The following is a 23,240-nucleotide window of genomic DNA, read 5'->3' as shown; positions in this document are numbered from 1 at the left end:
CCGTCTGGCTTGGACGGCACAGTAGCAAAGGGGGGCCGGGAAAGACTGCACCGGTAATGGGGGTAAGGCTTCACGGCCGCCGTTCGCGCGGCCTGCCTGCCCCCTCTCGCATCATGGGTGCGGCTGTGCTACGAACTCCGGCCGAAGTCATAGCAGTCGAGGGTCTTTCCCATGCCGCAGGCGAAGCCGCTGCGCTCGTCCTCCACCGGCGCCCTGGCGGGCACCGCCCGCGTGCCGGGCGACAAGTCGATCTCGCACCGTGCGCTGATGTTCGGCGCCGTGGCGGTGGGCGAGACCGTCATCCACGGCCTGCTGGAGGGCGAGGACGTGCTGCACACGGCGGCCGCCATGCGGGCACTGGGCGCCTTCGCCGAGCGCGGCGCCGACGGCGTGTGGCGCGTGCGCGGCGTGGGCGTCGGCGGCCTGGGCGAGCCGGCGCAGGTGCTGGACATGGGCAACAGCGGAACGGCCGCGCGGCTGCTCATCGGCCTCGTCTCGGCGCACCCGATCACGACGTTCTTCACCGGCGACGGCTCGCTGAACAAGCGCCCGATGGCGCGCGTCATCACGCCGCTGGAGCAGATGGGCGCCAGCTTCGTCAGCCGGGCCGGCGGGCGGCTGCCGCTGGCCGTCATCGGGTCGGACAAGATGGTGCCGATCACCTACCGCCTGCCGGTGCCGTCGGCGCAGGTGAAGTCGGCCGTGCTGCTGGCCGGCCTGAACACCCAGGGCGTCACCACGGTGATCGAGGCGGAGCCGACCCGCGACCATTCCGAACTGATGCTCCGCCACTTCGGCGCCACCGTGACCACCGAGAGGCTGGAGGACGGGGCGCTCGCCGTGTCCGTCACCGGCCAGCCGGAGCTGACGGGCCGCGAGATTGTGGTGCCGGCCGACCCCAGCTCGGCCGCGTTCCCGGCGGTGGCGGCGCTGCTGCGTCCGGGGTCGGAGCTGCTGCTGACCGACGTCGGCCTCAACCCGCGCCGCGCCGGCATCTACGAGACGCTGGTCGAGATGGGCGGCGACATCGAGTACCTCAACCGCCGCGACCTGGCGGGCGAGCCGGTGGCCGACCTGCGCGTCAAGGGCTCGGCCCTGAAGGGCGTGGTGGTGCCGGCCGAGCGGGCGCCGAGCATGATCGACGAGTACCCGGTGCTGGCCGCCGCCGCCGCCTGCGCCGAGGGTACCACGGTGATGCTGGGCCTGAAGGAACTGCGCGTGAAGGAGAGCGACCGCCTCGCCATGGTGGCGGAAGGGCTGACGCGCTGCGGCGTCAAGGTCGAGGTGGGTGCGGACGACAGCCTGACCGTACACGGCACCGGCAAGCCGCCGCAGGGCGGCGCCACGGTGGCCACCGCCATGGACCACCGCATCGCCATGAGCTTCCTGGTGCTGGGCATGGCCACGGCCGAGCCCGTGCAGGTCGACGACGGCACCTTTATCGATACCAGCTTCCCCGGCTTCGTGGGGCTGATGAACGGGCTGGGCGCCAAGATCGCGTGAATTCGCAGGTTGGGTTGGGCCGCAGGCGAAAACCCGACGTGCTTTCCGTGGCAGGGATGTTGGGTTTTCGGCTGCGCCTCAACCCAACCCACATTGACTTATCGAGTGTGCGTTCATGCCGAAATCCATCATCATCGCCATCGACGGCCCGGCGGCAAGCGGCAAGGGGACGCTGTCCAAGCGCATCGCCGCGGAACTGGGGCTGGCGCACCTCGACACCGGGTCGCTGTACCGCGCGGTGGGCGTGGCCGTGCTGCGCGCCGGGAAGGACCCGGCGGACGCCGCCGTGGCCGCCCAGGTCGCGCGCGCCCTGCGGCCGGAGGACGGCATCCTGGCCGATCCCGAGCTGCGTTCCGACGAAGCGGCGCAGGCGGCCTCCAAGGTGGCCGTGGTGCCGGAGGTGCGCTCGGCGCTCCTCGACTTCCAGCGCACCTTCGCGGCCGTGCCGCCGGCGGGCGCGCCGGGGGCGGTGCTGGACGGGCGCGACATCGGCACGGTGGTCTGCCCGGACGCCGCCGCCAAGCTGTTCGTTACCGCTTCGGTGGAGGTGCGCGCCGAACGGCGACTCAAGGAGTTGCGGGAACGTGGGATTCCGGCTATACCCTCCGACGTCCTGGAGGACATGAAGGCCCGTGATGCGCGCGACAGCCAGAGAGCGGTGGCCCCGCTCAAGCCGGCTGACGACGCATTTGTGCTTGATACGTCCGCGATGAACCCCGAACAGGCGTTCGCCGCGGCACTCGCCTACATCGGCTCAAAAACCGGTCTTGGCCCCAAGCGCTGATCGCGTCTCGCGAGCCCGAACGCCCTCCCGAGGAAACCTTTCAACCCAAGTCGCCGGGCGTGGGGCCCGGCGCGGCGGTGGATCGGCCCTTTTCGCCATGATGCCGTGGCGGACCGGGGGCTGGCACCGCTTTTTGCGCAACCTTAGGAGTTTCAATGGCACAAGCACTGGCCCGGACCGCCGATAAGGAAAGCTTTGCGGCGCTCTTGGAGGAGTCGCTGGGCACCAGCGAGTCCCTGGAAGGCACCGTCGTGAAGGGACGGGTCGTCGCCGTCGAGAACGACATGGTGACGATCGACGTCGGCCTGAAGTCGGAAGGGCGCGTCGCGCTCAAGGAATTCGCGGTCGCCGGCCAGCCCCCCGAGCTGAAGGCGGGCGACACGGTCGAGGTCTACCTCGAGCGTATGGAAGACAAGAACGGCGAAGCCGTCCTGTCGCGTGAGAAGGCGAAGCGCGAAGAGGCCTGGACGCAGCTGGAAAAGGCGTTCAACGACCAGCAGCGCGTCACCGGCGTGATCTTCGGCCGCGTCAAGGGCGGCTTCACGGTCGACCTGAACGGCGCCGTGGCGTTCCTGCCGGGCTCGCAGGTGGACATCCGTCCGGTCCGCGACATCAGCCCGCTGCTGGGCACGCCGCAGCCGTTCCAGATCCTGAAGATGGACCGCTCGCGCGGCAACATCGTCGTGTCGCGCCGCGCCGTGCTCGAGGAGAGCCGTGCGGAGGCCCGTTCGGAGCTGGTGGCCAACCTCAAGGAAGGCCAGGTCCTCCAGGGTGTCGTCAAGAACATCACTGACTACGGCGCGTTCGTGGATCTGGGTGGCGTCGACGGCCTGCTGCACGTCACCGACATCGCGTGGCGCCGCATCAACCACCCGTCGGAAGCCCTGCAGATCGGCCAGACCGTCACGGTGCAGGTCATCCGCTTCAACCCGGAGACCCAGCGCATCAGCCTCGGCATGAAGCAGCTGGAAGCCGATCCGTGGGAAGGCGTGGAAGCCAAGTACCCGGTCAGCGCCCGGTTCAAGGGCCGCGTCACCAACATCACGGACTACGGCGCCTTCGTGGAGCTGGAGCCGGGCATCGAAGGCCTGGTGCACGTGTCCGAGATGTCGTGGACCAAGAAGAACGTCCACCCGGGCAAGATCGTGTCGACTTCGCAGGAAGTCGAGGTCATGGTCCTGGACGTCGATCCGCAGAAGCGCCGCATCTCCCTGGGCCTCAAGCAGTGCCTGGACAACCCGTGGGAGACCTTCGTCGACAAGTTCCCGCCGGGAACCGAGATCGAGGGCGAGGTCAAGAACATCACCGAGTTCGGTCTGTTCGTCGGCCTGCCGGGCGACATCGACGGCATGGTTCACATGTCCGACCTCGACTGGAACAAGTCGGGTGAGGAGGCGATCGCCGAGTACAAGAAGGGCGACCGCGTCAAGGTGAAGGTGCTGGACGTCGACGTCGAGAAGGAGCGCATCTCCCTCGGCATCAAGCAGCTGGCCTCCGATCCGTTCGAGTCCGCCACCGCCGGCCTGAAGAAGGGCGACGTGGTGACCTGCACGGTGACGGCGGTGACCGACGGCGGCATCGAGGTGTCGGTGACCGAAGGCTTCACCGGCTTCATCCGCAAGTCCGACCTGTCGCGCGACCGTGCCGAGCAGCGCCCCGAGCGCTTCGCGGTGGGTGAGAAGGTCGACGCCAAGGTCACCCAGATCGACCGCGGCTCCCGCCGCATCTCGCTGTCCATCAAGGCCCGCGAGATGGAGGAGGAGAAGCAGGCGATGGCCGAGTACGGCTCGTCCGACTCGGGCGCCTCGCTGGGCGACATCCTGGGTGCGGCGCTCCGCCGCAAGCAGACGACCGGCGAGGAGTAAGGCTTCGGCCTTCCTTCGTGGAGAGTTGGGAAAGGGGCCGCCTCCGGGCGGCCCCTTTTCGTTTTGGGGCGGGATGGGCGTTGGGCTTTCGCTGCGCTCAACCCAACCTACCGGCGCATCCCATTTAGGTTGGGTTGGGGTGTCGGCCGCAAAACCCAACGTTGGTGCTTACCGCACCGCGTAGATGCACAGCAGGAACGTGTCCACCGTCTCGCCCGTGCCGCAGGGCAGCAGCACGCGCTTCAGCGTGCGGTAGGTGCCCTCGTAGGTGAAGGGCGGGGTGGTGCGCGAAACGGGGCGCCGCGTGCGCTCGCACTCCCGGTACATCTCGAACAGCCAGCCGAAGCGCTGCTGCGGGAACACGTCGTCGATCAGCTTGCCGGTGAGGTCGACGCCGAAGTACTCCGCCGCCGCCGTGCCGCACAGCGTCATGCGGCAGCGGCCCGTCTCCGGCTCCAGCCGCGTGATGCAGACGTGGCCCAGCCAGGGGCGGAAATCCTCGACCTGGAAATCGCGGCGCTCCGGCAGGGGACGGCCGGCGCGGCGCTCCTCCCACAGGGACTGGAAGGCGGCAAGCTTGTCGTCGGCGGTGGAGGCGGGTGTCATGGCCGGTGGTTCCGAAGGGATACCGCTATAGATTGGACCCTAAACGGTGAAGACACCATTAAGTTAGGGGGCAATGAATCGGCGCCCCCGCCGCGCACCCTTCGCGCCGGAAAATGGTTCCAGCATAACGGCTTACCTTGACGGGGGCGGACGGCTTTTGGCACGCTGGCGCGAACGGCGCGGGCCAACCGCGCCGGCCACCCCCGGGGGGAATTCCGACGCCATGACCAAATCGGAGCTGATCCAGCGGCTCGCGGAACGCAATCCGCACCTCTACCAGCGCGACATCGAGAAGATCGTCGGCACCATCTTCGACGAGATCACCGACGCGCTGGGGCGCGGCGACCGGGTCGAACTGCGCGGCTTCGGGGCCTTCTCCGTCAAGCGGCGCGACGCCCGCACCGGGCGCAACCCGCGCACCGGCGAATCGGTCGACGTGGGCGAGAAGTGCGTTCCCTTCTTCAAGACCGGCAAGCAGCTGCGCGAGCGGCTCAACACCGACTGAGCCTCACGCCGGCTGATCCCCACTCCGACTGATCTCCCCGCTCACTAGGAAGACGCCCGTGCGCTATCTCACCTGGATCATCACGCTGCCGATCGCGCTCGCCGCGGTCCTGTTCGCCGTCTCGAACCGGGGGGAGGTCACGCTGTCGCTGTGGCCGCTGCCCTTCACGGTGGAGGCGCCGGTCTATCTGGCGACGCTGATCGCGCTGCTGGTCGGCTTCCTCGCCGGCGGCGTCATCACCTGGATGAGCCAGGGCCGCCACCGCCGCCGCGCCCGCGCCCAGAGCGACCGCGCCTACACGCTGGAGCGCGAGCTGAAGGAGGCGCAGGCCCGCGCCGCCGCCGCCGAGAAGCGCATCGCCGAGCTGACCCGCCCGGTCGCCGGCCAGCCGCGCGTGCCGGCGCTGCCGTCCTCGGAAGCGGCCTGACGCTTTCGGAAGGCGCGCTTTCGGACTCGCAAAGGGGGGCGGTTTGCCCCCCGTCCCCGTTTAAGGGGGAAAGAGGCCAGCAAGGAGGTTGCCCATGCGCACGATCACCGGGGCGGAGCTGAAATCGGTCCTCCACCACCGCATGCTGATCGAGCGGCTGCGGCAAACCTTCCGTGCCGGAGTCGAGGTGCCCATGCGGCACCACCACACCGTCGAAACCTATGACGAGCACGACGGCACGCTGCTGCTGATGCCGGCGTGGCAGACGGGCAAGAACATCGGCATCAAAGTGGTGACGGTGTTCCCCGACAACGCCAAGCACGACCTGCCCGCGGTGCAGGGCGTCTACATCCTGCTGGACGGCAAGACCGGCCTGCCACAGGCCTTCATCGACGGCGCCACGCTGACCAAGCGGCGCACGGCCGCCGCTTCCGCGCTTGCCGCCACCTACCTGGCGCGGCCGGATTCGGAGCGGCTGCTGATGGTCGGCACCGGCGCCCTGGCGCCCGAGCTGATCGAGGCGCATGCCAGCATGCTGCCGATCAAGCACGTGCTGGTCTGGGGCCGCAGCATGGAGAAGGCGAAGAAGGTGGCCGCGCGCTTCCACCGCCCGAAGTTCCGCATCGAGGCCACCGACGATTTGGAAGGTGCCGTGCGCGGCGCCCACGTCATCTCCTGCGCCACGCTGGCGCGCGAGCCGCTGATCAAGGGCGCGTGGCTGCAGCCCGGCCAGCACATCGACCTCGTCGGCGGCTTCACGCCGGAGATGCGCGAGGCCGACGACGACTGCATCCGCAAGGCCCGCGTCTTCGTCGACACGCGCGAGGGTGCCTGCAAGGAGGCCGGCGACATCGTGCAGCCCCTGAACGCCGGCATCCTGACGCGCGACGACATCGCCGGCGACCTCTACGACCTGACGCGCGGCGAGCGCGCCGGGCGGCGCTTTTACGACCAGATCACCCTGTTCAAGTCGGTCGGCACCGCGCTGGAGGACCTGTGCGCCGCCCAGCTGGCGGTGGAGATGGTGATGCACAACGAAACATTGCGCTGACTGGGAAGCGCTGCGTCGGGCGCCCAGCAAGCACCTGTACTGTTGGTATAGGACCCGCCGGGGGTGGAACGGGATCCTTAGGTTTCTGTTGGTTCGGACACGAAACTTACCCGACAGGAGCACCCCCATGGCAGACGAACCCCGCAAGGTCGGTGTGTACGACCGCGTCGGCGGTGTGGCCGGGCAGGCCGGCGGCAAGTCCATCTGGTGGATTCTCGGGCTGATCATTCTGTTGATCGTGCTGGCCTTCCTCCTGTTCTAAGGGGCGGGCCCCGCCATGACCGAAGAGCAGCGCGTGCCGCTGCACGAAGAAGTCCTGTCGATCGGCAAGCGCACGGTCGAGGGCGACCGCGTCCGCGTCACCACGCGTGTCCTCGAACACCAGCAGACGGCCGAACAGGACCTGGACAGCGAAGAGGTCGACGTCGTGCGCGTGCCGGTCGGGCGTCCCGTGGACGCCGTGCCGGACACGCGGCAGGAGGGGGACGTGCTGATCGTCCCCATCGTCGAGGAGGAACTGGTCGTCACCAAACGGCTGGTCCTCAAGGAAGAACTGCACATCCGCAAACGCACCACCCGGCGCACGGAGCGGGTCACCGCCACGCTGCGCGCGGAGGAGGCGGTCGTCACCCGCGACCCGCCCGCGGCTGTGCCACCGGAATCCCCCTCAGGAGGAGAGACATGACCCACAAGACCATCGTCGCGCTTTACGACGACGCGACCGCCGCCCAGCGCGTGCTTTCGGATCTCGATACGGCCGGTCTGCGGCACGACTTCACCGTGATGGGCGGCGCCCACGCCAGGACCACCGCCGGCTGGAGCGACACCACCACCAGCACCACCAGCACCAGCAGCTACGCCGGCTCGCTCGGCTCCGACCTCGGCACCGACTACGATTCGCCGTCCAACCGCATCGGCACGCTGACCCGCATGGGCGTGCCGCACGACGACGCGCAGGTCTATTGCGAAGGCGTGCGCCGGGGCGGCGTGCTGCTGGTCGGCCGCGTCGACGACGGCCGCTGCGACGAGGCGCTGGACATCATCGAGCGCCACAACCCGGTGGACCCGGACGAGCGGCTGTCCCATTACCGCACCTCCGGCTGGACCGGCTACGACGCCACCGCCACCGATTACGACGCCACGCAGGTGGACGAGGAGCGCACCCGCTACGGCACCGGCACCGGGATGGGCACCGGGATGGGGCTGGGCGCCGCCGCCTCGGCCATGCGCGACGCCAACACCACGCAGACCCAGCGTCAGAGCACCGACACCCGCTCGTCGGGCCTGGGCAGCGACCACGAGGAGCGCATCCCGGTGGTCGAGGAGGCGGTGAACGTCGGCAAGCGCGCCATCGAGGGCGGCCACATCCGCGTGCGCAGCTACGTCGTCGAGCAGCCCGTCAACGAGACGGTGAACCTGCGTGACGAGCGCGTCTCCATCGAGCGCCGCGCCGTCGACTACCCGGCCGGCGAGGTGCCGCCCGACGCCTTCAAGGAGCGCACCATCGACGTGACCGAGCGGCGCGAGGAGGCCGTGGTCAACAAGGAGGCCCGCGTGCGCGAGGAGGTGGTGATCCGCAAGGAGGTCGAGGAGCGGGCGCAGAACGTCTCCGACACCGTGCGCCGCACGGAGGTGGAGATCGACGACAACCGCACCGACCGCCCGGATTCCGACCGGCCGATCACGGATCGTCCCATCACCGATCGCCCCATCACCGATCGTGACGTCTAGCGGGAACGCGGCCGGCGCCTCCCCTGTTGCTCATGTACGGCAACAGGGGAGGCCTGCCATGCACGACCGCATCATCGTGGCGCTCTACCACGACATCGACGTCGCCCTGCGGGCGCTGAACGACCTGGAAGGGGAGGGGCTGAGCGAGGCCTTCACCCTGCTCGGCAATGCCAGCGCCAAGGCCACGGCCGGGCTGGCCGGCGAGAACGAGGCCGGGCGCGGCTTCGCCTCCGCCTACCGCGTCGTCTACGACAGCACCGACAGCCGCGTCGACACGCTGAAGGACTTCGGCGTGCCCGACGACGAGGCGCACGCCTTCGCCGAGGCGGTCCGCCGCGGCGCCGTGGTGGTGGTCGGCCGGCTGGACAACGTCGCCTTCGAACGCGCGCTGGCGGTCATGGACCGCTACCACCCGGTGGACATGGACGAGCGCGTCCGCGCCTACCAGGACGCCGGCTGGACCCGCTACGACCCGGCCGCCCCGGATTACGATGCCGAGCAGGCCCGCGCCGAGTGGGCCGCGCACGTCACCGGCCGCGACACCGGCACCCGCGCGGCGGCCGCCGACCTCCGCGACGCCAACGACGCCCCGCTGCGCTCCCGCGTGCGGAGCTATGCGTTCTGAGGCTCCTCCCCGCCTCCGGCGGGGAGGGCTTTGATTTGAGCCCCCGGCGGCGGACGTGCTAGGGTCCCCGGATCCAGATTCAGGGGACCCGCCGCATGACCTCCGCCGCCTCGCGCATCTTCTGCGCCGTCGACACCACCGAGATCGACACCGCCCGCACCCTTGCGGGCCGCGTGTCCGGGGCCGTGGGCGGCGTCAAGCTGGGGCTGGAGTTCTTCATCGCGCACGGGCCCGCGGGCGTGCGCGCGGTGATCGGCGAAGACGGGCCGCCGCTGTTCCTCGATCTCAAGCTGCACGACATCCCCAACACCGTGGCCGGCGGCGTCAAGGCGGCGCTGCCGCTGAAGCCGGCCTTCATGACCATCCACACGTCAGGCGGCCCGGCCATGATGCGCGCGGCCGTGGAGGCCGCGTCCGCCGCCGGTGCGAACCGCCCGAAGATCCTCGGCGTCACCGTGCTGACCAGCCTGGACGACGGCGACCTGGGCGCGGTGGGGCAGGCCACGCCGGTGGGCGATCAGGTGGTGCGGCTGGCGAGGCTCGCAAAGGACTCCGGGCTCGACGGCATCGTCTGCTCGCCCAACGAGGTGGCGGCGATCCGTGCCGCCTGCGGGCCGGACCTCATCCTCATGGTGCCGGGCATCCGCCCGGCCTGGGCGGCGGCCAACGACCAGAAGCGCGTGATGACCCCGGCCGAGGCGGTGGCCGCCGGCGCCGACCATCTGGTGATCGGCCGGCCGATCACCGGCGACGCCGACCCGGCGGCGGCGGCCCGCCGCATTGTTGCGGAGATCGAAGGGGGCGCCGCATGAGCGTCGCGGTCAAGATCTGCGGCCTGAGCGAGCCGGAATCGCTGCGCGCCGCCATCGAGGGCGGGGCGCGCTGGGTCGGCTTCGTCTTCTACCCGGCCTCACCGCGCAACGTGGCGCCGGCGCTCGCGGCCGATCTGGCGCGGCTGGTGCCGACCGGCGTGCGCACCGTCGGCCTGTTCGTCGACCCCGACGACGATCTGCTGGAGCACGTGGTGGGGCAGGTGCCCTTCGACATGCTGCAGCTGCACGGCAAGGAGACGCCGGAGCGCGTGGCCGCCGTGAAGGCCGCCTTCGCCATCCCCGTGATGAAGGCCATCAAGGTCGGCGCGCCCGAGGATCTGGACCACGCCATGGACTACGCCGGGGCGGCCGACCGGCTGCTGTTCGATTCCAAGCCGCCGCCGAAGGTGGCGACGCTGCCGGGCGGCACCGGCATCGCCTTCGACTGGACGCTGCTGGCCGGTCGGACATGGCCGAAGCCGTGGATGCTGTCGGGCGGGCTGAACGCCGGCAACGTGGCGGAGGCGCTGCGGGTGACCGGCGCCCCGGCGCTCGACGTCTCCTCCGGCGTCGAGGACCGGCCGGGGCACAAGGACCCGGCGCTGGTGCGCGCGTTCCTGAAGACCGTGTCCGGCCTGGAGCCGCGCGCGTGAGCGCCCGGGTGTCGCGCATCCTGCTGCTCGCGGCGGTGGCGGTGTTCTTCACCCTGGTGGCGCTGGGCAACCTCACCGACTACGGTTCCAACTTCGCGTTCGTCCAGCACGTGCTGACGATGGACACGACGTTCCGCAGCCCGGCGCTGATGTGGCGCGCCATTGACGCGCCGGCCGCGCACCACGCCGCCTACGCGCTGATCATCGCGTGGCAGGCGGGCACCGCCGCGCTGTGCTGGTGGGGGGCGTGGCGGCTGTGGCGGGTGCGCACGCTGGACCCCGACATCTTCGAGCGGGAGAAGCGCGCGGGCATCGCCGGGCTGACCGTCGGGTTCCTGCTCTACGGCGTCGGCTTCATCGGCGTGGGCGGCGAGTGGTTCGCCATGTGGCAGTCGCAGACGTGGAACGGCCAGCGCTCGGCCGCCATCTTCCTCACCCTCATCGGTCTGGCGCTGCTGCACCTGTGCGGCGCGGAGCGGGGCCAGGGGCAAGAGCAGGGGCAGGCGTGACCCTTTCCGGTGACCCCCTCTTCGCCGCATGGCCGGCGGGCCGGTGTGCGGTTAGGATGGCCGCTCGCCCCGGAACCCTCGTGCGTCCCCGCGGAGGCCCATGACCGAGTTCAAGCCCGAACGCGCCAACGAACCGACCGACAGCTTATCGCCCGCCGAAGGCCTGGGCGTCGTGCTGGACGAGCATCTGCGCTGGATCGGCCAGTGGCACCGCGCCGCCTTCTACCGCTGGGGCCGGGGCGGGGAGCGGGTTTCGGCGCCGGCCTCCTTCGCCGCGTGGTGCAAGGCGGCGCGGCGCGACGACCTGACCCAGCAGCCGGCGGTCGAGAAACTCGCCACCGTGCACGAGCAGATGCACCGGCAGGCCAAGCTGATCCTGCTGAAGGCCGCCAACGGCGAGCGCCCGACGGAATCCGAGTACGAATCGGTGATCGCCCGCTTCGAGGATTTCGTGGCGCTTCTGCGCCGGGTGGAGCGCGCGTTCGGCGCCGCCGCTTCGGGCCTCGACCCGCTGACCGGCCTGCGCTCCCGCCGCGGCATGGACGAGGCGCTGGAGCGCGAGCAGAACCGCTTCCGGCGCGCCGGCCAGCCGTTCTGTGTGGCGCTGGTCGACATCGACAAGTTCAAGGGCATCAACGACACCTACGGACACGACATCGGCGACCGCGTGCTGGGCGCCACCGCCGCCGTGATCAGCCGCGGCATCCGCAGCTTCGACGAAGCCTTCCGCATGGGCGGCGAGGAGTTCCTGGTCTGCCTGAAGGAAACCATCCTGGAGGAGGGCTTCCGCGTCATCGACCGCCTGCGCCAGGACCTGGAACGCTCCCCCGTCGTGCTGCCGGACGGGCGCAGCATCAACGTGACGGCCTCTTTCGGCCTCGTCCAGGCGGCGGCCGACGTCGGCATCGACGAGCTGATCCAGCGCGCCGACCGCGCCCTCTACCACGCCAAGCACACCGGCCGGAACCGCACCGTGCGCTATGGTCTGGACATGGCGACATCGTAGGGGCGACGTCGTAAGGTGGCTCCCCCGCAAGGCGGCTTGGCCGGCGGGGCGGGGCGGGATAGGATCGGGCTTCTCACTTCCGGCGCTGCGGCGGGGCTTTGATGCGCACCACTCCCGAGTTTCCCAACCTCTTCATCCTCGACCACCCGCTGATCCAGCACAAGCTGACGCTGATGCGCGACAAGGAGCGCTCGACGGGCGGCTTCCGCACGCTGCTGCGCGAGATCTCGCTGCTGATGGGCTATGAGATCACCCGCGACCTGCCGCTGACGACCGAGCGGATCGACACGCCGCTGTGTCCCATGGACGCGCCGGTCATCGCCGGCAAGAAGCTGGCCATCGTGCCGGTGCTGCGCGCCGGCCTGGGCATGGCGCAGGGCCTGCACGAGCTGGTGCCCTCGGCGCGCGAGGGGCACATCGGCCTGTACCGCGACCACGACACCAAGCAGCCGGTCGAGTACCTGGTCAAGCTGCCGGAGGCGGAAGGGCGGCTGTTCATCGTCGTCGATCCCATGCTGGCCACCGGCAATTCCGGCGTGCACGCCTGCGACGTGCTGAACCGCCACGGCGTGGACGACGACAACATCCGCTTCATGGCACTGGTGGCCGCCCCCGAGGGCGTGCGCGTCTTCCACGCCGCGCATCCGCGCATCAAGGTGTTCACCGCGGCACTGGACAGCCACCTGAACGAGAACGCCTACATCGTCCCCGGTCTGGGCGATGCCGGCGACCGCATGTTCGGCACCAAGTAAGGATGGCCGGGCAGGGGGCATTGTTGCGCCCGGGGGAACGGCGTTGTCCCACGGGCGGGGTTTTTCCCGGCGGCGGGACGGATTAGGTAAGGCGCAGTCCTTCCAGCCCCATTCGGGAGTCCGCCATGAGCACGCCCTCCGCCCTGCAGGCATCTCTGCAAACCCGCCCCGTCCTGGCCGCCGCCGCGGGCATGGAGACGTCGGACGGGGCCGGCGTCAGCCTGACGCGCCTGTTGGGCACGCCGCGCCTGCGCATGCTGGACCCGTTCCTGATGCTGGACTTCTTCGGCTCCGACCGGCCGCAGGAGTACCTTGCCGGCTTCCCCGAGCACCCGCACCGCGGCTTCGAGACGGTCACCTACATGCTGGCCGGCCGCATGCGCCACGCCGACAACCACGGCCACGAGGGCGTCATCGAGACCGGCGGCATCCAGTGGATGACCGCCGGGCGCGGCATCCTGCATTCCGAGATGCCGGAACAGCAGGACGGCCTGCTCAAGGGCTTCCAGCTGTGGATCAACCTGCCGGCCCACCTGAAGATGACCGAACCGCGCTACCAGGAGGTGCCGGCCGCCGGCATCCCGGTGGAGGCGCGCGAGGACGGCGTCACGGTGAAGGTGATCGCCGGCACCACCTCGCGCGGCACCACCGGCCCGGTGCGGGCGGAGGCGACGGAGGCCCGCTACTTCGACGTGACGCTGCCGCCCGGCGCGTCCTTCGCCGAGGCGCTGCCGGAGGACTACACGGCGGCCCTGGTGGTGTTCGAGGGGGCGCTGACCGCCGCCGGCACGCCGGTGGAGCCGCTGGGCATCGCCGTGCTGGGCGAGGGCGGGCAGGCGGTGGCCACCGCCGGGCCGCAGGGTGCGCGCTTCCTGCTGCTGGCCGGCCGCCCGCTGCAGGAGCCGGTGGCGTGGGGCGGCCCCTTCGTCATGAACACCCGCGAGGAGGTCATGCAGGCCTTCCGTGACTTCGAGGAGGGACGGTTCTAGGGCGCTTGCGCGCGTCGGCGTGCGTCGACACACTGCGGCGCATGTCGAACGCGCTCGTCCCCTTCGCCGGCCCGCTGTACGAGCGGGACCACATCGCCTGGATGCAGGAGCAGGCCGCCCTGCTGCGCGCCGGGCGCCTCGCGGCGGTCGATGCGCCGCGGCTGGCCGAGGAGCTGGACGCCATGGTGCACGCCGAACGCCGCGCGCTGGGCCTGCTGCTGAAGACCGCCATCGAGCATCTGCTGAAGTGGCGCTTCCAGCCGGAACGGCGGTCGGAGGCGTGGCGGCGCGCCGTCTTCCAGGCGCGCGACGGCATCGAGGACATCCTGGACGCCAGCCCCGTCCTGCGCTCCGACCTGGAGGCGCTGGTCGAGCGCAACTACCGCCGCGCCGTGCGCGACGCCGCGCTGGAGACCGGCCTGCCCGAAACGGCGTTCCCCGCCGCGTGGCCGTTCGCGGTCGAAGACATCCTGTTCGGGACGTTCTGACGCACGCCCATTGCCGGATTCCTGCCATGTGATCTCGGCAACCGTCCTTCCGGATTTGCAAGACTACGCTTGCGGGCATGCGCATGACGGATATCATGCGCCTGCGTGGTAGTTCTTTCGGGTTCGAATCTCAGGTTGGGGGGGCTGGTGGAATGCGCTGGGCGATGGTTCTGACCGTGTGTGCGGCGCTTGTGTCCGCGTTCTCCCCGCAGCCGGCCAAGGCCGTCGACGTGGCCAAGGCGGCCACCGAGTTCGGCCAGGAAGGGGCCTGGACCAACGTCTGCGACATCGACCGCATGACCGATTCCCGCGCCTGCCGGCTGGCCGTCTACCGCCTGTTCGACGACGGCAAGGACGTGGGCTTCATCGCGCTCAGCGTCATCCCCACGGGCAACGACTACCACCTGTTCCTGACGTCCAGCCAGGGCATGATCGACAGCTGCGCCATCCGCGTCGACCGCCAGCCGCGCATCGAGTCGCGCATCGCGACGATCAACATGTGCATGTTCCCGAACTTCATGTCGGGCCGCATCCTGGATCAGTTCAAGAACGGCTCGACCGTGCTGGTCCGCGTGAACTTCACCCGCGCCAGCAAGCGCGACATCGACTTCTCGCTGAACGGCTTCAGCAAGAACTTCGAAGAGATGCAGCGCAGCCTGCAGTAGCGGGACATTCCCGACGTTGAGTTTTCGCTGCGCTCAACCCAACCCAACCTACGCGGAACGTTCCTGTAGGTTGGGTTGAGGCGCCAGCCGCAAAACCCAACGTCGTGCGCTACGTCCGCCGCCGCCCGGCGCCCGGCCCGCGGCGGTCGTCCTCGTCGAACAGTTCGGCCAGCTTGTTCATCACCGTGCCGCCCAGCTGCTCGGCGTCCACGATGGTGACGGCGCGGCGGTAATAGCGCGTCACGTCGTGGCCGATGCCGATCGCCACCAGCTCTACCGGCGACCGCGTCTCGATGAACTGGATCACCTCGCGCAGGTGGCGCTCCAGGTAGTTGCCGGCGTTGACCGACAGCGTCGAGTCGTCGACCGGCGCGCCGTCGGAGATGACCATCAGGATGCGCCGCTGCTCGGAACGCGCGATCAGGCGGTTGTGCGCCCACATCAGCGCCTCGCCGTCGATGTTCTCCTTCAGGATGCCTTCGCGCAGCATCAGGCCCAGGTTCTTGCGCGCCCGGCGCCACGGCTGGTCGGCCGCCTTGTAGACGATGTGGCGCAGGTCGTTCAGGCGGCCGGGGTTGGACGGCTTGCCGTGGCTCAGCCAGTGCTCGCGCGCCTGCCCGCCCTTCCAGGCGCGGGTGGTGAAGCCCAGCACCTCCACCTTCACCGCGCAGCGCTCCAGCGTGCGGGCCAGGATGTCGGCGCTCATGGCGGCGATGGTGATCGGCCGGCCGCGCATGGAGCCGGAGTTGTCGATCAGCAGCGTCACCACCGTGTCGCGGAAGTCCATCTCCTTCTCGCGCTTGTACGACAGCGGCAGGACCGGGTTGACGACGATGCGCGACAGCCGCGCGGCGTCCAGCAGCCCTTCCTCCAGGTCGAACTCCCACGAGCGCTGCTGCTTGGCCAGCAGGCGGCGCTGCAGCCGGTTCGCCAGCTTGGAGATGACCCCCTGCAGGTGCTGGAGCTGCTGGTCCAGCATCAGGCGCAGGCGCGCCAGCTCGTCCGGGTCGCACAGCTCGTCGGCGGCGACCACCTCGTCGAACTGGGTGGTGAAGGCCTTGTAGGCGTTGGGATCCACCTCGGGCCGGCGGTTGTGGTCGGGGCGCCAGGGATAGCCGGGGCCGGCCGGCTCCTCCGCCCCCTCGCCCTCGCCCAGGTCGCCTTCGCCTTCTTCGCCGCCGTCCTCCGCCCCCTCGCCGTCGTCCGATTCCTGCGTCTGCTGGGAGGTGAGCGAATCGGCCTCGGTGGAGACGTCCTCCTGCCCGCGGGTCTGGCCCTCGTTCGGCTGGCTCTCGTTTTCCTCGGAGGATTTCTCCTCCTGCTCGTCCTCCTCGCTGGTGTCGGGTTCCTGGCCGACCTCCATGTCCAAATCGGCCAGCAGCTTGCGCACGGCGCGGGCGTAGGCGTCCTGGTCGGCCATGACGTCGGCCAGCTCGTGCAGGTCGTGCTTCAGCTTCTGCTCGACCCAGGGGCGCCACAGCTCGACCATCCGCTGCGCCGAGGCGGGCGGGGCGGCGCCGGTCATCGCCTCGCGCGCGATGAGGCGCAGCGCCTCGGCCAGGGGGGCCTGCTCGCGGTCTGTGACCTTCTCGAAGCCCTGGCGGCGGTAGCGCTCGTCCAGCGCCGCCTCCAGGTTGGCGGCGACGCCGGTCATGGCGCGGGCCCCCAGCGCCTCGCAGCGGGCCTGCTCCATGGCGTCGAAGGCGGCGCGCGCCGTGTCGCCCAGCGGCAGGCGCTGGGCGTGGATGGCGTTGTCGTGGAAGCGCAGGCGCAGCGCCACGGCGTCGGCCGCCCCGCGCAGCGTGGCGACGTCGTGCGGGTTGAGGTCGCGCGCCGGCAGCGGCACGCGCACCCGCGCGCCCATCACCCCCGGCGGGTCGGAGGAGAAGCCCACCTGGATGTCGTCCCGCCCCGACAGCGCGCGCACGGCGGCGGTGGTGGACCGCTTGAAGACTTCGACGGGGGATTCGCGATCGGACATGGCGGTCTTCAGGTCAGGAGCTGGAAGTCGGCAAGGCGCGCGGCCTTGCGGTCGAAGGTGAGGGTGGCGGAGCAGCCCCGGCGGGTGTTCGTCTGGCCGATCAGCGCGTCGGCGAAGCCGGGGCCGCCGTTGCGCCAATCGGCCAGCGCTTCGGCGACCTCGGCCCGGTCTTCGATGGCGAACCCGTCGGCGACGATCAAGGCGTCGAGCAGGTCGGCGACGGCATCCTTGCCGTAGCGATAGCCGCGGGTCAGCACCCACACCGTCTCGCACAGGACGGCGCGGTTGATGAAGACCTCCTCCCCGGCGTTGGTGTGGCGATCCACGAACGCCTTGGCGGCGGCGGACTGCGCAGGTTCGTCGTTGAGGAGGAAACGCAGCAGGACGTTCGTGTCGATGCCCTTCATGCACGCGTCGCCCGGTCGATCGCCGCCTGGGCGATCACGTCATCGATTTCCTCCGGCGACAGCGGCCGTTCCGGCTTCGGGAGGAAGCCGAACAGGTCGCTGGCCCTACGGGGCCGCGGCACCAGCACGGCCGTGTGCCTGGCGGCGTCGACGTCGATCCGCACGCGGTCGCCGGGCTTGAGGCCGAGCCGGTCGCGGACGTCCTGCGGCAGAGCGATCTCGCCGTTCGGTCCGACCTCGATGTAGCCCATGGCGACCTCCTTACGCGGGCCGTCACACCAGGTTGACGGCCACCCCCGTCTCCGGCAGTTCGGTGCCGAAGCAGCGCTGGTAGTACTCGGCCACGGCCGGGCGCTCCACCTCGTCGCACTTGTTCAGGAACGTGATGCGGAAGGCGAAGGCCACGTCGCTGAAGATCTCGGCGTTCTGCGCCCAGGTGATGACCGTGCGCGGGCTCATCACCGTCGACACGTCGCCGTTGATGAAGCCCTGGCGCGACATGTCGGCCAGCCGCACCATGGCGCTCACCGTCTCGCGGCCCTTGGGGTTGTCGTAGCTGGGCACCTTGGCCAGCACGATGTCCACCTCCGCGTCGTGCGGCAGGTAGTTCAGCGTGGCCACGATGTTCCAGCGGTCCATCTGGCCCTGGTTGATCTGCTGCGTGCCGTGGTAGAGGCCCGTGGTGTCGCCCAGGCCCACGGTGTTCGCCGTGGCGAACAGGCGGAAGCCCGGGTGCGGGCGGATCACGCGGTTTTGGTCGAGCAGCGTCAGCTTGCCCTCAACCTCCAGCACGCGCTGGATGACGAACATCACGTCCGGGCGGCCGGCGTCGTACTCGTCGAACACCAGGGCGCAGGCGTGCTGCAAGGCCCAGGGCAGGATGCCCTCGCGGTATTCGGTGACCTGCTGGCCGTCGCGCAGCACGATGGCGTCCTTGCCCATCAGGTCGATGCGGCTGATGTGGCTGTCCAGGTTCACGCGGATGCACGGCCAGTTGAGGCGGGCGGCCACCTGCTCGATGTGGGTGGACTTGCCGGTGCCGTGATAGCCCTGGATCATCACGCGGCGGTTGTAGGCGAAGCCGGCGAGGATGGCGAGCGTGGTGTCGCGGTCGAAGCGGTAGGCGTCGTCGACGTCGGGGACGTGCTCGCTGCGCTGGCTGAACGCCGGCACCTGCAAATCCGAATCGATGCCGAAGGTTTGGCGCACCGACAGCTTGATGTCCGGCACGTGGTCGAACTTGGCCGAGGTGGCCTGCGAGGCTCCAGGAGAAGGCATGGGAAGGGTCTTGTCGTTTCGCGTCGGTTCCCGGCGGACGGCGGTGCCGGCTCGATTGGTCAGTCCTTATACACCATAACAGGCTTTGAGGGTGTTGTAGGCCTGATTGATCTGTTTCAGCTTCTCCTCCGCCTCGCGATCGCCGCCGTTGGCGTCGGGGTGGTGGATCTTCACCAGCTCGCGGTAGCGGGCCTTGATGCGGGGGAAGTCCACCGGCGGGGAAAGTTCGAGGACGGCCAGCGCCTCCTCCTCCGGGGTGCGGGCGCTGCGGCGGCGTTCCGCCTGCTCCTCGCCGTGGTCCTTGCCGGCGTCGCGGCCGAACTCGAACCCGAAGCCGTGCATGGCGCGGTCGCGCAGGAACTTCTCCTGCACGCGCCAGAATCCCATGGGCCACGTCGGCCGCTGCCAGGTGGTGTCCTTGCGCACCTCGCGCTCGATCTGGTCGGCCGACATGCCGGCGTAGTAGTCCCACGCCTTGTTGTACTCGCGCACGTGGTCCAGGCAGAACCAGAAGTACTCGTTCAGGCGGTCGCGGCCCTTCGGCGCGCGGTGCGCGCCCTCGCTCTGGCAGCCCGGATGGTCGCAGGCGCGCAGGGCGCGGTGCGGCTGTTCGTAGGAGCGGTGGTCGGCGACACGGGCACGGTTGCGGTGCATCGGTTGAGTATGGGGAGGCGCCAACGCTCTGGCAAGCGCGGCATGGCTGCCTGAACGGGTGTGTGGCAGCCGCCTTGACAGCGCCACGGTTCGGCGGTCCCCTGTCGGGGAATCGCCGCACGGAGGACCGCCATGACCTACGCCGAACGCATCCGCCGCAACCTCGCCGACGGGCTCGCCCCGCAACGTCTGGAGGTGGTGGACGACTCCGGGCGCCACGCCGGCCACGCCGGGGCCCGGCCGGAGGGTGAAACCCACTTCAGCGTCACTGTCGTGTCGTCGGCCTTCGAGGGAAAGTCGCGCGTCGAACGCCAGCGTATGGTCTACGCCTTGCTGAAGGACGAGATGGCGGAGCGCGTGCACGCGCTGGCGCTGAGCACGCTGACCCCGCAGGAAGACCGCTGAATCGCGGAATTCCGCCAGTTCCCGTGTGGTGCTGGCGGAATAGCATACATACGCATGCAACCAAAAGGCGATAATATCGAGAGTAGCGGCAGAGATGGATGCAGCGTGGGTTGCAATTCGCGCCTCATTTAGTAAAGTGCGAACCGTGCACCATTTATCGCGCCGCGTCGGGACCGCGTTCCGCCCGGCAGGCACGGGGGGAAGGCAGCGCATGGCGAAACGGGGGCCGAAGACAAAGCGGAAGACCGAGCAGACGTCGGTCGTGTCCGGTTTGCAGAGCCGCAACATCATGGTCGGCGGCCATCGCACCAGCATGCGCCTGGAGCCGTCCATGTGGGACGCGCTCGACGACATCGCCAAGCGCGAAGGGCTGACCGTGCACGAGCTGTGCACCCGCATCAAGGAACGCATTGAGCAGCAGGCGAAGCTGCGCGACGACGCGGACGAGGACAAGGTGACGCTCACCTCCGCCGTGCGGGTTCTGATCGCCATGTACTACCGTCGCGCGTCCACCGACGAGGGGCACAGCCGCGCCGGGCACGGCGAGGGTGACCCGTTCGCCGGGACGCCCTTCGCGGTGTCGCCGCGCGAGGACGGCGACCCGCCGACCGACGAGGGCGGCGAGCCGCCGGGCGGTGAGGGACCCGGATTCTCCGGCCCCGGCAAGCCGCCGGGCGTCAGCGGCAAGCCGCAGGCCGCCCCGGCACACCTGGACGCGTAAGATACGCCTGGACGCGTAAGATCTCGTAGACGCTGGGTTTCGACCCGACCCACGCGGTCAATCGGCCGCCGCGGCGTCCTTGCGGTCGCCCGTGTAGTGCTCGGGCCAGTGGCGGCGGGCGTGTTCGCCGTCGCCGCGGAACATGTGGCACATGTCCAGAAGCGGCGGCCGGCCCTTCGAAACCGGGCGGGTGCCCTCGGCCTTGGCGCGCTCCTCGGCTTCGCGGGAGAGCAGCGGGAACACGGTCTGGAACGCCGTGGTGGCGACCGGCCCAAGCAGCTCGACCAGGTGGGTGCAGCCGTGCACGCCGCCCAGCCGTTCCTTCACGGCGCGCGTCCAGCCCTTGGTGACGTTCAGGCCGACCAGCTTCTGGAAATCGGGTGTGATGTCGCCGCAGGCGTGGTAGGGGCTCTTCTCCGTCACCACCTCCACGGCGTGCACGGTCAGCTGGTTGTCGACGGTCAGGCGGATCCACATCTCGTGCACGGGGTCGCCCGGCTCCAGCCGGCCGCGCTGCTCGGTGTTGAAGCCGTAGCTCTTTACGTCCGTCAGGTGGCCCTCGATATCCCACAGCCCGTCGGTGCGGCGATACCCGCGGCAGACCACCTCGCGGGTGTGGATGTGCTCGCGCGCGGCGGGTTCGGACAACGGCATGGACATTCCTTCGCTCTCGACACCGCTACCGTGCGGTGCAGCGAATATCGGCGGGGCTGACGCTAGGGTCAAGGCAGCCCCGCCGCAATCCTGCCATCACTCCCCGGCGCACGCCGTCAGGACGAGGCCTCGACCGAGTACTGGGAGCCGAAGATGAAGGCGTCGCGGTCCTTGATCTCGTCCTCCAGGTGCGCGCGCACCACGGCGAACAGGTCGCGGATGGAGACGATGCCCACCACCTCGTCGCCGCGCACCACCGGCAGGTGGCGGTAGCGGTGCCGCTCCATCAGGGCCAGCGCCGCGCCGGCGGTGGCGTCGGGGTCCAGCGTGTCGGGATCGGCGGTCATCACCTCGCCCAGGCGGGTGGCGTCGGGGTCGCGCCCGGCGGCGACCACGCGGGTGGTCAGGTCGCGTTCGGTGAAGATGCCGACCAGCCGCCGCCCTTCGGTGACCAGAACGGCGGCGATCCGGCGCTCGGCCATGATCCGCGCCGCTTCCCGCACGCCGGCCCCGGTGGGCAGGCAGGTGAGCGTCTGGTCCTTGATGACGTCCGGTATCAGCTTGCGGTTCGGCATGGATCGTCTCCCCTCCCCAACATTGCATCCGATGCGCGACAATCAGTCGTGCCAATGAAATGTTGCGGTGGTGAAGGCCGCGTTCAAGGTGCGGACGTTCAAGGTGCGGATCGCCGGCCTTCCATGTCGGCCGGCGGGGTGACGCGCACGGCGGTGATCTGGTGGCGCTGGCGGCGCAGGATCTCGAAGCGGAAGCCGTAGAAGGTGAAGACCTGCCCCACCTCCGGGATCATGCGCGCCTCGTACAGCACCAGCCCGGCGATGGTGGAGGCCTGCTCGTCCGGCAGGCGCCATTCGAACTCGCGGTTCAGGTCGCGCAGCGTCACCCAGCCGTCGATGACGTAGGAGCCGTTGGGCTGCGGGCGCACGCCGGCCACCTGGACGTCCAGTTCGTCGGAGATGTCGCCGACGATCTCCTCCAGGATGTCCTCCAGCGTCACCACGCCCATCAGGGTGCCGTACTCGTCCACCACCAGGGCGAAGTGCTCGCGCCGCTCGCGGAAGGCCTGCAGCTGGTCGAGCAGCGTGGTGGTGTCGGGGATGAACCAGGGCTGCGCCGCCAGCGCCACCACGTCCAGCGTGTCGAGCCGGCCGCCCTGCGCCCGCACCTCGCGCAGCAGCGCCTTGGCGTGCAGCACGCCGACGATGTTGTCCGGCTCGTCCTTCCACAGCGGCAGGCGGGTGTAGGGGCTGGCGAGCACCCCGTCGACGATCTGCGCCGGCGGCTGGCCGGCGTCGACGGTGACCAGGGTGCGGCGGTGCGTCATGATCTCCGCCACCGACACCTCGGCTAGGTCGAGGATGGAGCGCAGCATGGCGCGCTCGTGCCGCACCTCCTCGTCCTCCTGCGTGGGCTCCTCGCCGCGGTGCAGCTCGATGGCGCCGCGCAGCTCCTCGGCCGAGCTGCCGACGGAGACGGTGCGGATGTCGCTGCCGAACAGCCGCATCAGCCGCGCCACCAGCCACGCCACGGCGGCGGTGATCGGGGCCAGCACGCGGACCACCGCCCGCACCGGCCGCGCCACCGCCAGCGCCACGCGGTCGGCGTGATTGATGGCGTAGGTCTTGGGCATCACCTCGGAGAAGACGACGACCAGCACCGTCATGCCGACGGTGGCGTAGGCCACGCCGGTGTCGCCGAACAGGCGGATCAGCACGCTGGTGGCCAGCGCCGACGCCAGGATGTTGACCGTGTTGTTGCCCAGCAGCAGGGCGCCGATCAGCCGCTCCTTGTCCTCGCGCAGGCGGTTCACGAGGCGGGCGCGGGAACTCCCCTCGTTCTCCAGCTGATGCATGCGCGGCCGCGAGGCGGCGGTCAGCGCCGTCTCCGAGCCCGAGAAGAACGCCGACAGCAACAGCAGCACGAGGATCGCCAGCGCCGACAGCCACAGCGTGAGGTCGTCGGTGAGCGCGGCGGCGAGGTCGGGGGCGGCGTCCATGGGGAGGGTCAGGTATGCCGGGAGGCCGTCGACCCGGCCGGCGGAGGAACCGCTGCCGGGCTGTTGCGGCCGGGACGGCGGCGCAAGGGATAGGGGCGGATCAGCACCTCGGCGGGAATGCGCCATTCCCGATGGAGCTTCCATGCCTGCTCCAG

Annotated in this window: 29 protein-coding genes; 20 read left to right on the top strand and 9 right to left on the bottom strand. The window is 69.9% G+C overall.

Going from position 1 to position 23,240, the window contains the following annotated elements:
• Positions 1–171 precede the first annotated feature (171 nt).
• The 3 genes from aroA to rpsA all read left to right on the top strand — a co-directional run bounded on the left by aroA (position 172) and on the right by rpsA (position 4,152).
• Positions 172–1,503: a 3-phosphoshikimate 1-carboxyvinyltransferase gene (gene aroA / locus VED21_RS06575; RefSeq protein ID WP_324881526.1), complete on the top strand. Its 1,332-nt coding sequence runs from the start codon at positions 172–174 to the stop codon at positions 1,501–1,503.
• Between the two features lie 127 nt (positions 1,504–1,630).
• Positions 1,631–2,287, top strand: coding sequence for a (d)CMP kinase (cmk, locus tag VED21_RS06570; RefSeq protein WP_324881538.1), 657 nt, complete (start codon positions 1,631–1,633; stop codon positions 2,285–2,287).
• A gap of 155 nt (positions 2,288–2,442) precedes the next feature.
• Positions 2,443–4,152 carry a 30S ribosomal protein S1 gene (rpsA, locus tag VED21_RS06565; protein WP_324881525.1) on the top strand — a complete coding sequence of 570 codons (1,710 nt, stop codon included), beginning with the start codon at positions 2,443–2,445 and terminating at the stop codon, positions 4,150–4,152.
• A 168-nt stretch (positions 4,153–4,320) separates the two neighbouring features.
• Here the strand turns inward: rpsA and VED21_RS06560 are convergent, their stop codons facing one another.
• Positions 4,321–4,758, bottom strand: coding sequence for a PAS domain-containing protein (locus tag VED21_RS06560; RefSeq protein ID WP_324881524.1), 438 nt, complete (start codon positions 4,756–4,758; stop codon positions 4,321–4,323).
• A gap of 223 nt (positions 4,759–4,981) precedes the next feature.
• Here VED21_RS06560 and ihfB point away from each other — a divergent pair, with 223 nt between their 5' ends.
• The 15 genes from ihfB (at position 4,982) to VED21_RS06485 (ending at position 14,971) form a co-directional block, all read left to right on the top strand.
• Positions 4,982–5,263, top strand: coding sequence for an integration host factor subunit beta (gene ihfB / locus VED21_RS06555; RefSeq protein WP_324881523.1), 282 nt, complete (start codon positions 4,982–4,984; stop codon positions 5,261–5,263).
• A 58-nt stretch (positions 5,264–5,321) separates the two neighbouring features.
• Entirely contained in the window at positions 5,322–5,690 is a 369-nt protein-coding gene (locus VED21_RS06550) for a LapA family protein (RefSeq protein WP_324881522.1), read from the top strand.
• Between the two features lie 94 nt (positions 5,691–5,784).
• The gene (locus tag VED21_RS06545) at positions 5,785–6,741 is read left to right on the top strand and encodes an ornithine cyclodeaminase family protein (RefSeq protein WP_324881521.1); all 957 of its coding nucleotides are present in this window, start codon (positions 5,785–5,787) and stop codon (positions 6,739–6,741) included.
• A 127-nt stretch (positions 6,742–6,868) separates the two neighbouring features.
• Complete coding sequence (locus VED21_RS06540) at positions 6,869–7,003, top strand: hypothetical protein (protein ID WP_324881520.1); 135 nt, start codon at positions 6,869–6,871, stop codon at positions 7,001–7,003.
• A gap of 15 nt (positions 7,004–7,018) precedes the next feature.
• Entirely contained in the window at positions 7,019–7,426 is a 408-nt protein-coding gene (locus tag VED21_RS06535) for a YsnF/AvaK domain-containing protein (protein WP_324881519.1), read from the top strand.
• Entirely contained in the window at positions 7,423–8,472 is a 1,050-nt protein-coding gene (locus tag VED21_RS06530) for a YsnF/AvaK domain-containing protein (RefSeq protein ID WP_324881518.1), read from the top strand. Before VED21_RS06535 ends, VED21_RS06530 begins: the two co-directional genes overlap by 4 nt.
• 58 nt (positions 8,473–8,530) lie before the next feature.
• Positions 8,531–9,097 (top strand): hypothetical protein, encoded by a 567-nt coding sequence (locus VED21_RS06525; RefSeq protein ID WP_324881516.1) that lies wholly within the window; start codon positions 8,531–8,533, stop codon positions 9,095–9,097.
• A 95-nt stretch (positions 9,098–9,192) separates the two neighbouring features.
• Positions 9,193–9,909: an orotidine-5'-phosphate decarboxylase gene (gene pyrF, locus VED21_RS06520; protein ID WP_324881515.1), complete on the top strand. Its 717-nt coding sequence runs from the start codon at positions 9,193–9,195 to the stop codon at positions 9,907–9,909.
• A complete protein-coding gene (locus VED21_RS06515) occupies positions 9,906–10,562 on the top strand; it encodes a phosphoribosylanthranilate isomerase (RefSeq protein WP_324881514.1) in 657 nt (218 codons plus the stop codon). Before pyrF ends, VED21_RS06515 begins: the two co-directional genes overlap by 4 nt.
• Positions 10,559–11,071 (top strand): DUF2165 domain-containing protein, encoded by a 513-nt coding sequence (locus VED21_RS06510; protein ID WP_324881513.1) that lies wholly within the window; start codon positions 10,559–10,561, stop codon positions 11,069–11,071. Before VED21_RS06515 ends, VED21_RS06510 begins: the two co-directional genes overlap by 4 nt.
• 100 nt (positions 11,072–11,171) lie before the next feature.
• Positions 11,172–12,077 (top strand): diguanylate cyclase, encoded by a 906-nt coding sequence (locus VED21_RS06505; protein WP_324881512.1) that lies wholly within the window; start codon positions 11,172–11,174, stop codon positions 12,075–12,077.
• Positions 12,078–12,178: 101 nt separating this feature from the next.
• Positions 12,179–12,829 (top strand): uracil phosphoribosyltransferase, encoded by a 651-nt coding sequence (gene upp, locus VED21_RS06500; protein ID WP_324881511.1) that lies wholly within the window; start codon positions 12,179–12,181, stop codon positions 12,827–12,829.
• A gap of 125 nt (positions 12,830–12,954) precedes the next feature.
• On the top strand, positions 12,955–13,818 hold the full coding sequence (locus VED21_RS06495) for a pirin family protein (RefSeq protein WP_324881510.1): 864 nt from the start codon (positions 12,955–12,957) through the stop codon (positions 13,816–13,818).
• Between the two features lie 41 nt (positions 13,819–13,859).
• Positions 13,860–14,306, top strand: a complete 447-nt coding sequence (locus tag VED21_RS06490; protein WP_324881509.1) for a DUF29 domain-containing protein — start codon at positions 13,860–13,862, stop codon at positions 14,304–14,306.
• A gap of 164 nt (positions 14,307–14,470) precedes the next feature.
• Positions 14,471–14,971, top strand: coding sequence for a hypothetical protein (locus VED21_RS06485; protein ID WP_324881508.1), 501 nt, complete (start codon positions 14,471–14,473; stop codon positions 14,969–14,971).
• Between the two features lie 109 nt (positions 14,972–15,080).
• Here VED21_RS06485 and cobT read toward each other — a convergent pair whose 3' ends face one another.
• From cobT to VED21_RS06460, 5 genes are all read right to left on the bottom strand, one after another.
• Positions 15,081–16,952, bottom strand: a complete 1,872-nt coding sequence (gene cobT / locus VED21_RS06480; RefSeq protein ID WP_324881507.1) for a cobaltochelatase subunit CobT — start codon at positions 16,950–16,952, stop codon at positions 15,081–15,083.
• A gap of 8 nt (positions 16,953–16,960) precedes the next feature.
• Entirely contained in the window at positions 16,961–17,359 is a 399-nt protein-coding gene (locus tag VED21_RS06475; protein WP_324881506.1) for a type II toxin-antitoxin system VapC family toxin, read from the bottom strand.
• Positions 17,356–17,610 (bottom strand): AbrB/MazE/SpoVT family DNA-binding domain-containing protein, encoded by a 255-nt coding sequence (locus VED21_RS06470; RefSeq protein ID WP_324881505.1) that lies wholly within the window; start codon positions 17,608–17,610, stop codon positions 17,356–17,358. The genes VED21_RS06475 and VED21_RS06470 overlap by 4 nt, the downstream gene beginning before the upstream one ends.
• A 22-nt stretch (positions 17,611–17,632) precedes the next feature.
• Positions 17,633–18,637, bottom strand: a complete 1,005-nt coding sequence (cobS, locus tag VED21_RS06465) for a cobaltochelatase subunit CobS (protein WP_324881504.1) — start codon at positions 18,635–18,637, stop codon at positions 17,633–17,635.
• Between the two features lie 66 nt (positions 18,638–18,703).
• Entirely contained in the window at positions 18,704–19,291 is a 588-nt protein-coding gene (locus VED21_RS06460) for a J domain-containing protein (protein ID WP_324881503.1), read from the bottom strand.
• A gap of 132 nt (positions 19,292–19,423) precedes the next feature.
• Here VED21_RS06460 and VED21_RS06455 point away from each other — a divergent pair, with 132 nt between their 5' ends.
• Positions 19,424–19,696, top strand: a complete 273-nt coding sequence (locus VED21_RS06455; RefSeq protein ID WP_324881502.1) for a BolA family protein — start codon at positions 19,424–19,426, stop codon at positions 19,694–19,696.
• A gap of 211 nt (positions 19,697–19,907) precedes the next feature.
• Positions 19,908–20,417, top strand: coding sequence for a ribbon-helix-helix domain-containing protein (locus VED21_RS06450; RefSeq protein ID WP_324881501.1), 510 nt, complete (start codon positions 19,908–19,910; stop codon positions 20,415–20,417).
• 57 nt (positions 20,418–20,474) lie between these two features.
• On the opposite strand, the gene VED21_RS06445 is transcribed toward VED21_RS06450, so the two are convergent.
• From VED21_RS06445 to VED21_RS06435, 3 genes are all read right to left on the bottom strand, one after another.
• Positions 20,475–21,071: a DUF2889 domain-containing protein gene (locus VED21_RS06445; RefSeq protein ID WP_324881500.1), complete on the bottom strand. Its 597-nt coding sequence runs from the start codon at positions 21,069–21,071 to the stop codon at positions 20,475–20,477.
• A 116-nt stretch (positions 21,072–21,187) separates the two neighbouring features.
• Entirely contained in the window at positions 21,188–21,646 is a 459-nt protein-coding gene (locus VED21_RS06440) for a CBS domain-containing protein (protein ID WP_324881499.1), read from the bottom strand.
• Between the two features lie 98 nt (positions 21,647–21,744).
• Positions 21,745–23,085 (bottom strand): HlyC/CorC family transporter, encoded by a 1,341-nt coding sequence (locus VED21_RS06435; RefSeq protein ID WP_324881498.1) that lies wholly within the window; start codon positions 23,083–23,085, stop codon positions 21,745–21,747.
• Between the last annotated feature and the right edge of the window lie 155 nt (positions 23,086–23,240).

The organism is Azospirillum sp. (assembly GCF_035627195.1).
Lineage (GTDB): Bacteria > Pseudomonadota > Alphaproteobacteria > Azospirillales > Azospirillaceae > Azospirillum.
This window is presented reverse-complemented; position numbering and strand designations above follow the sequence as displayed.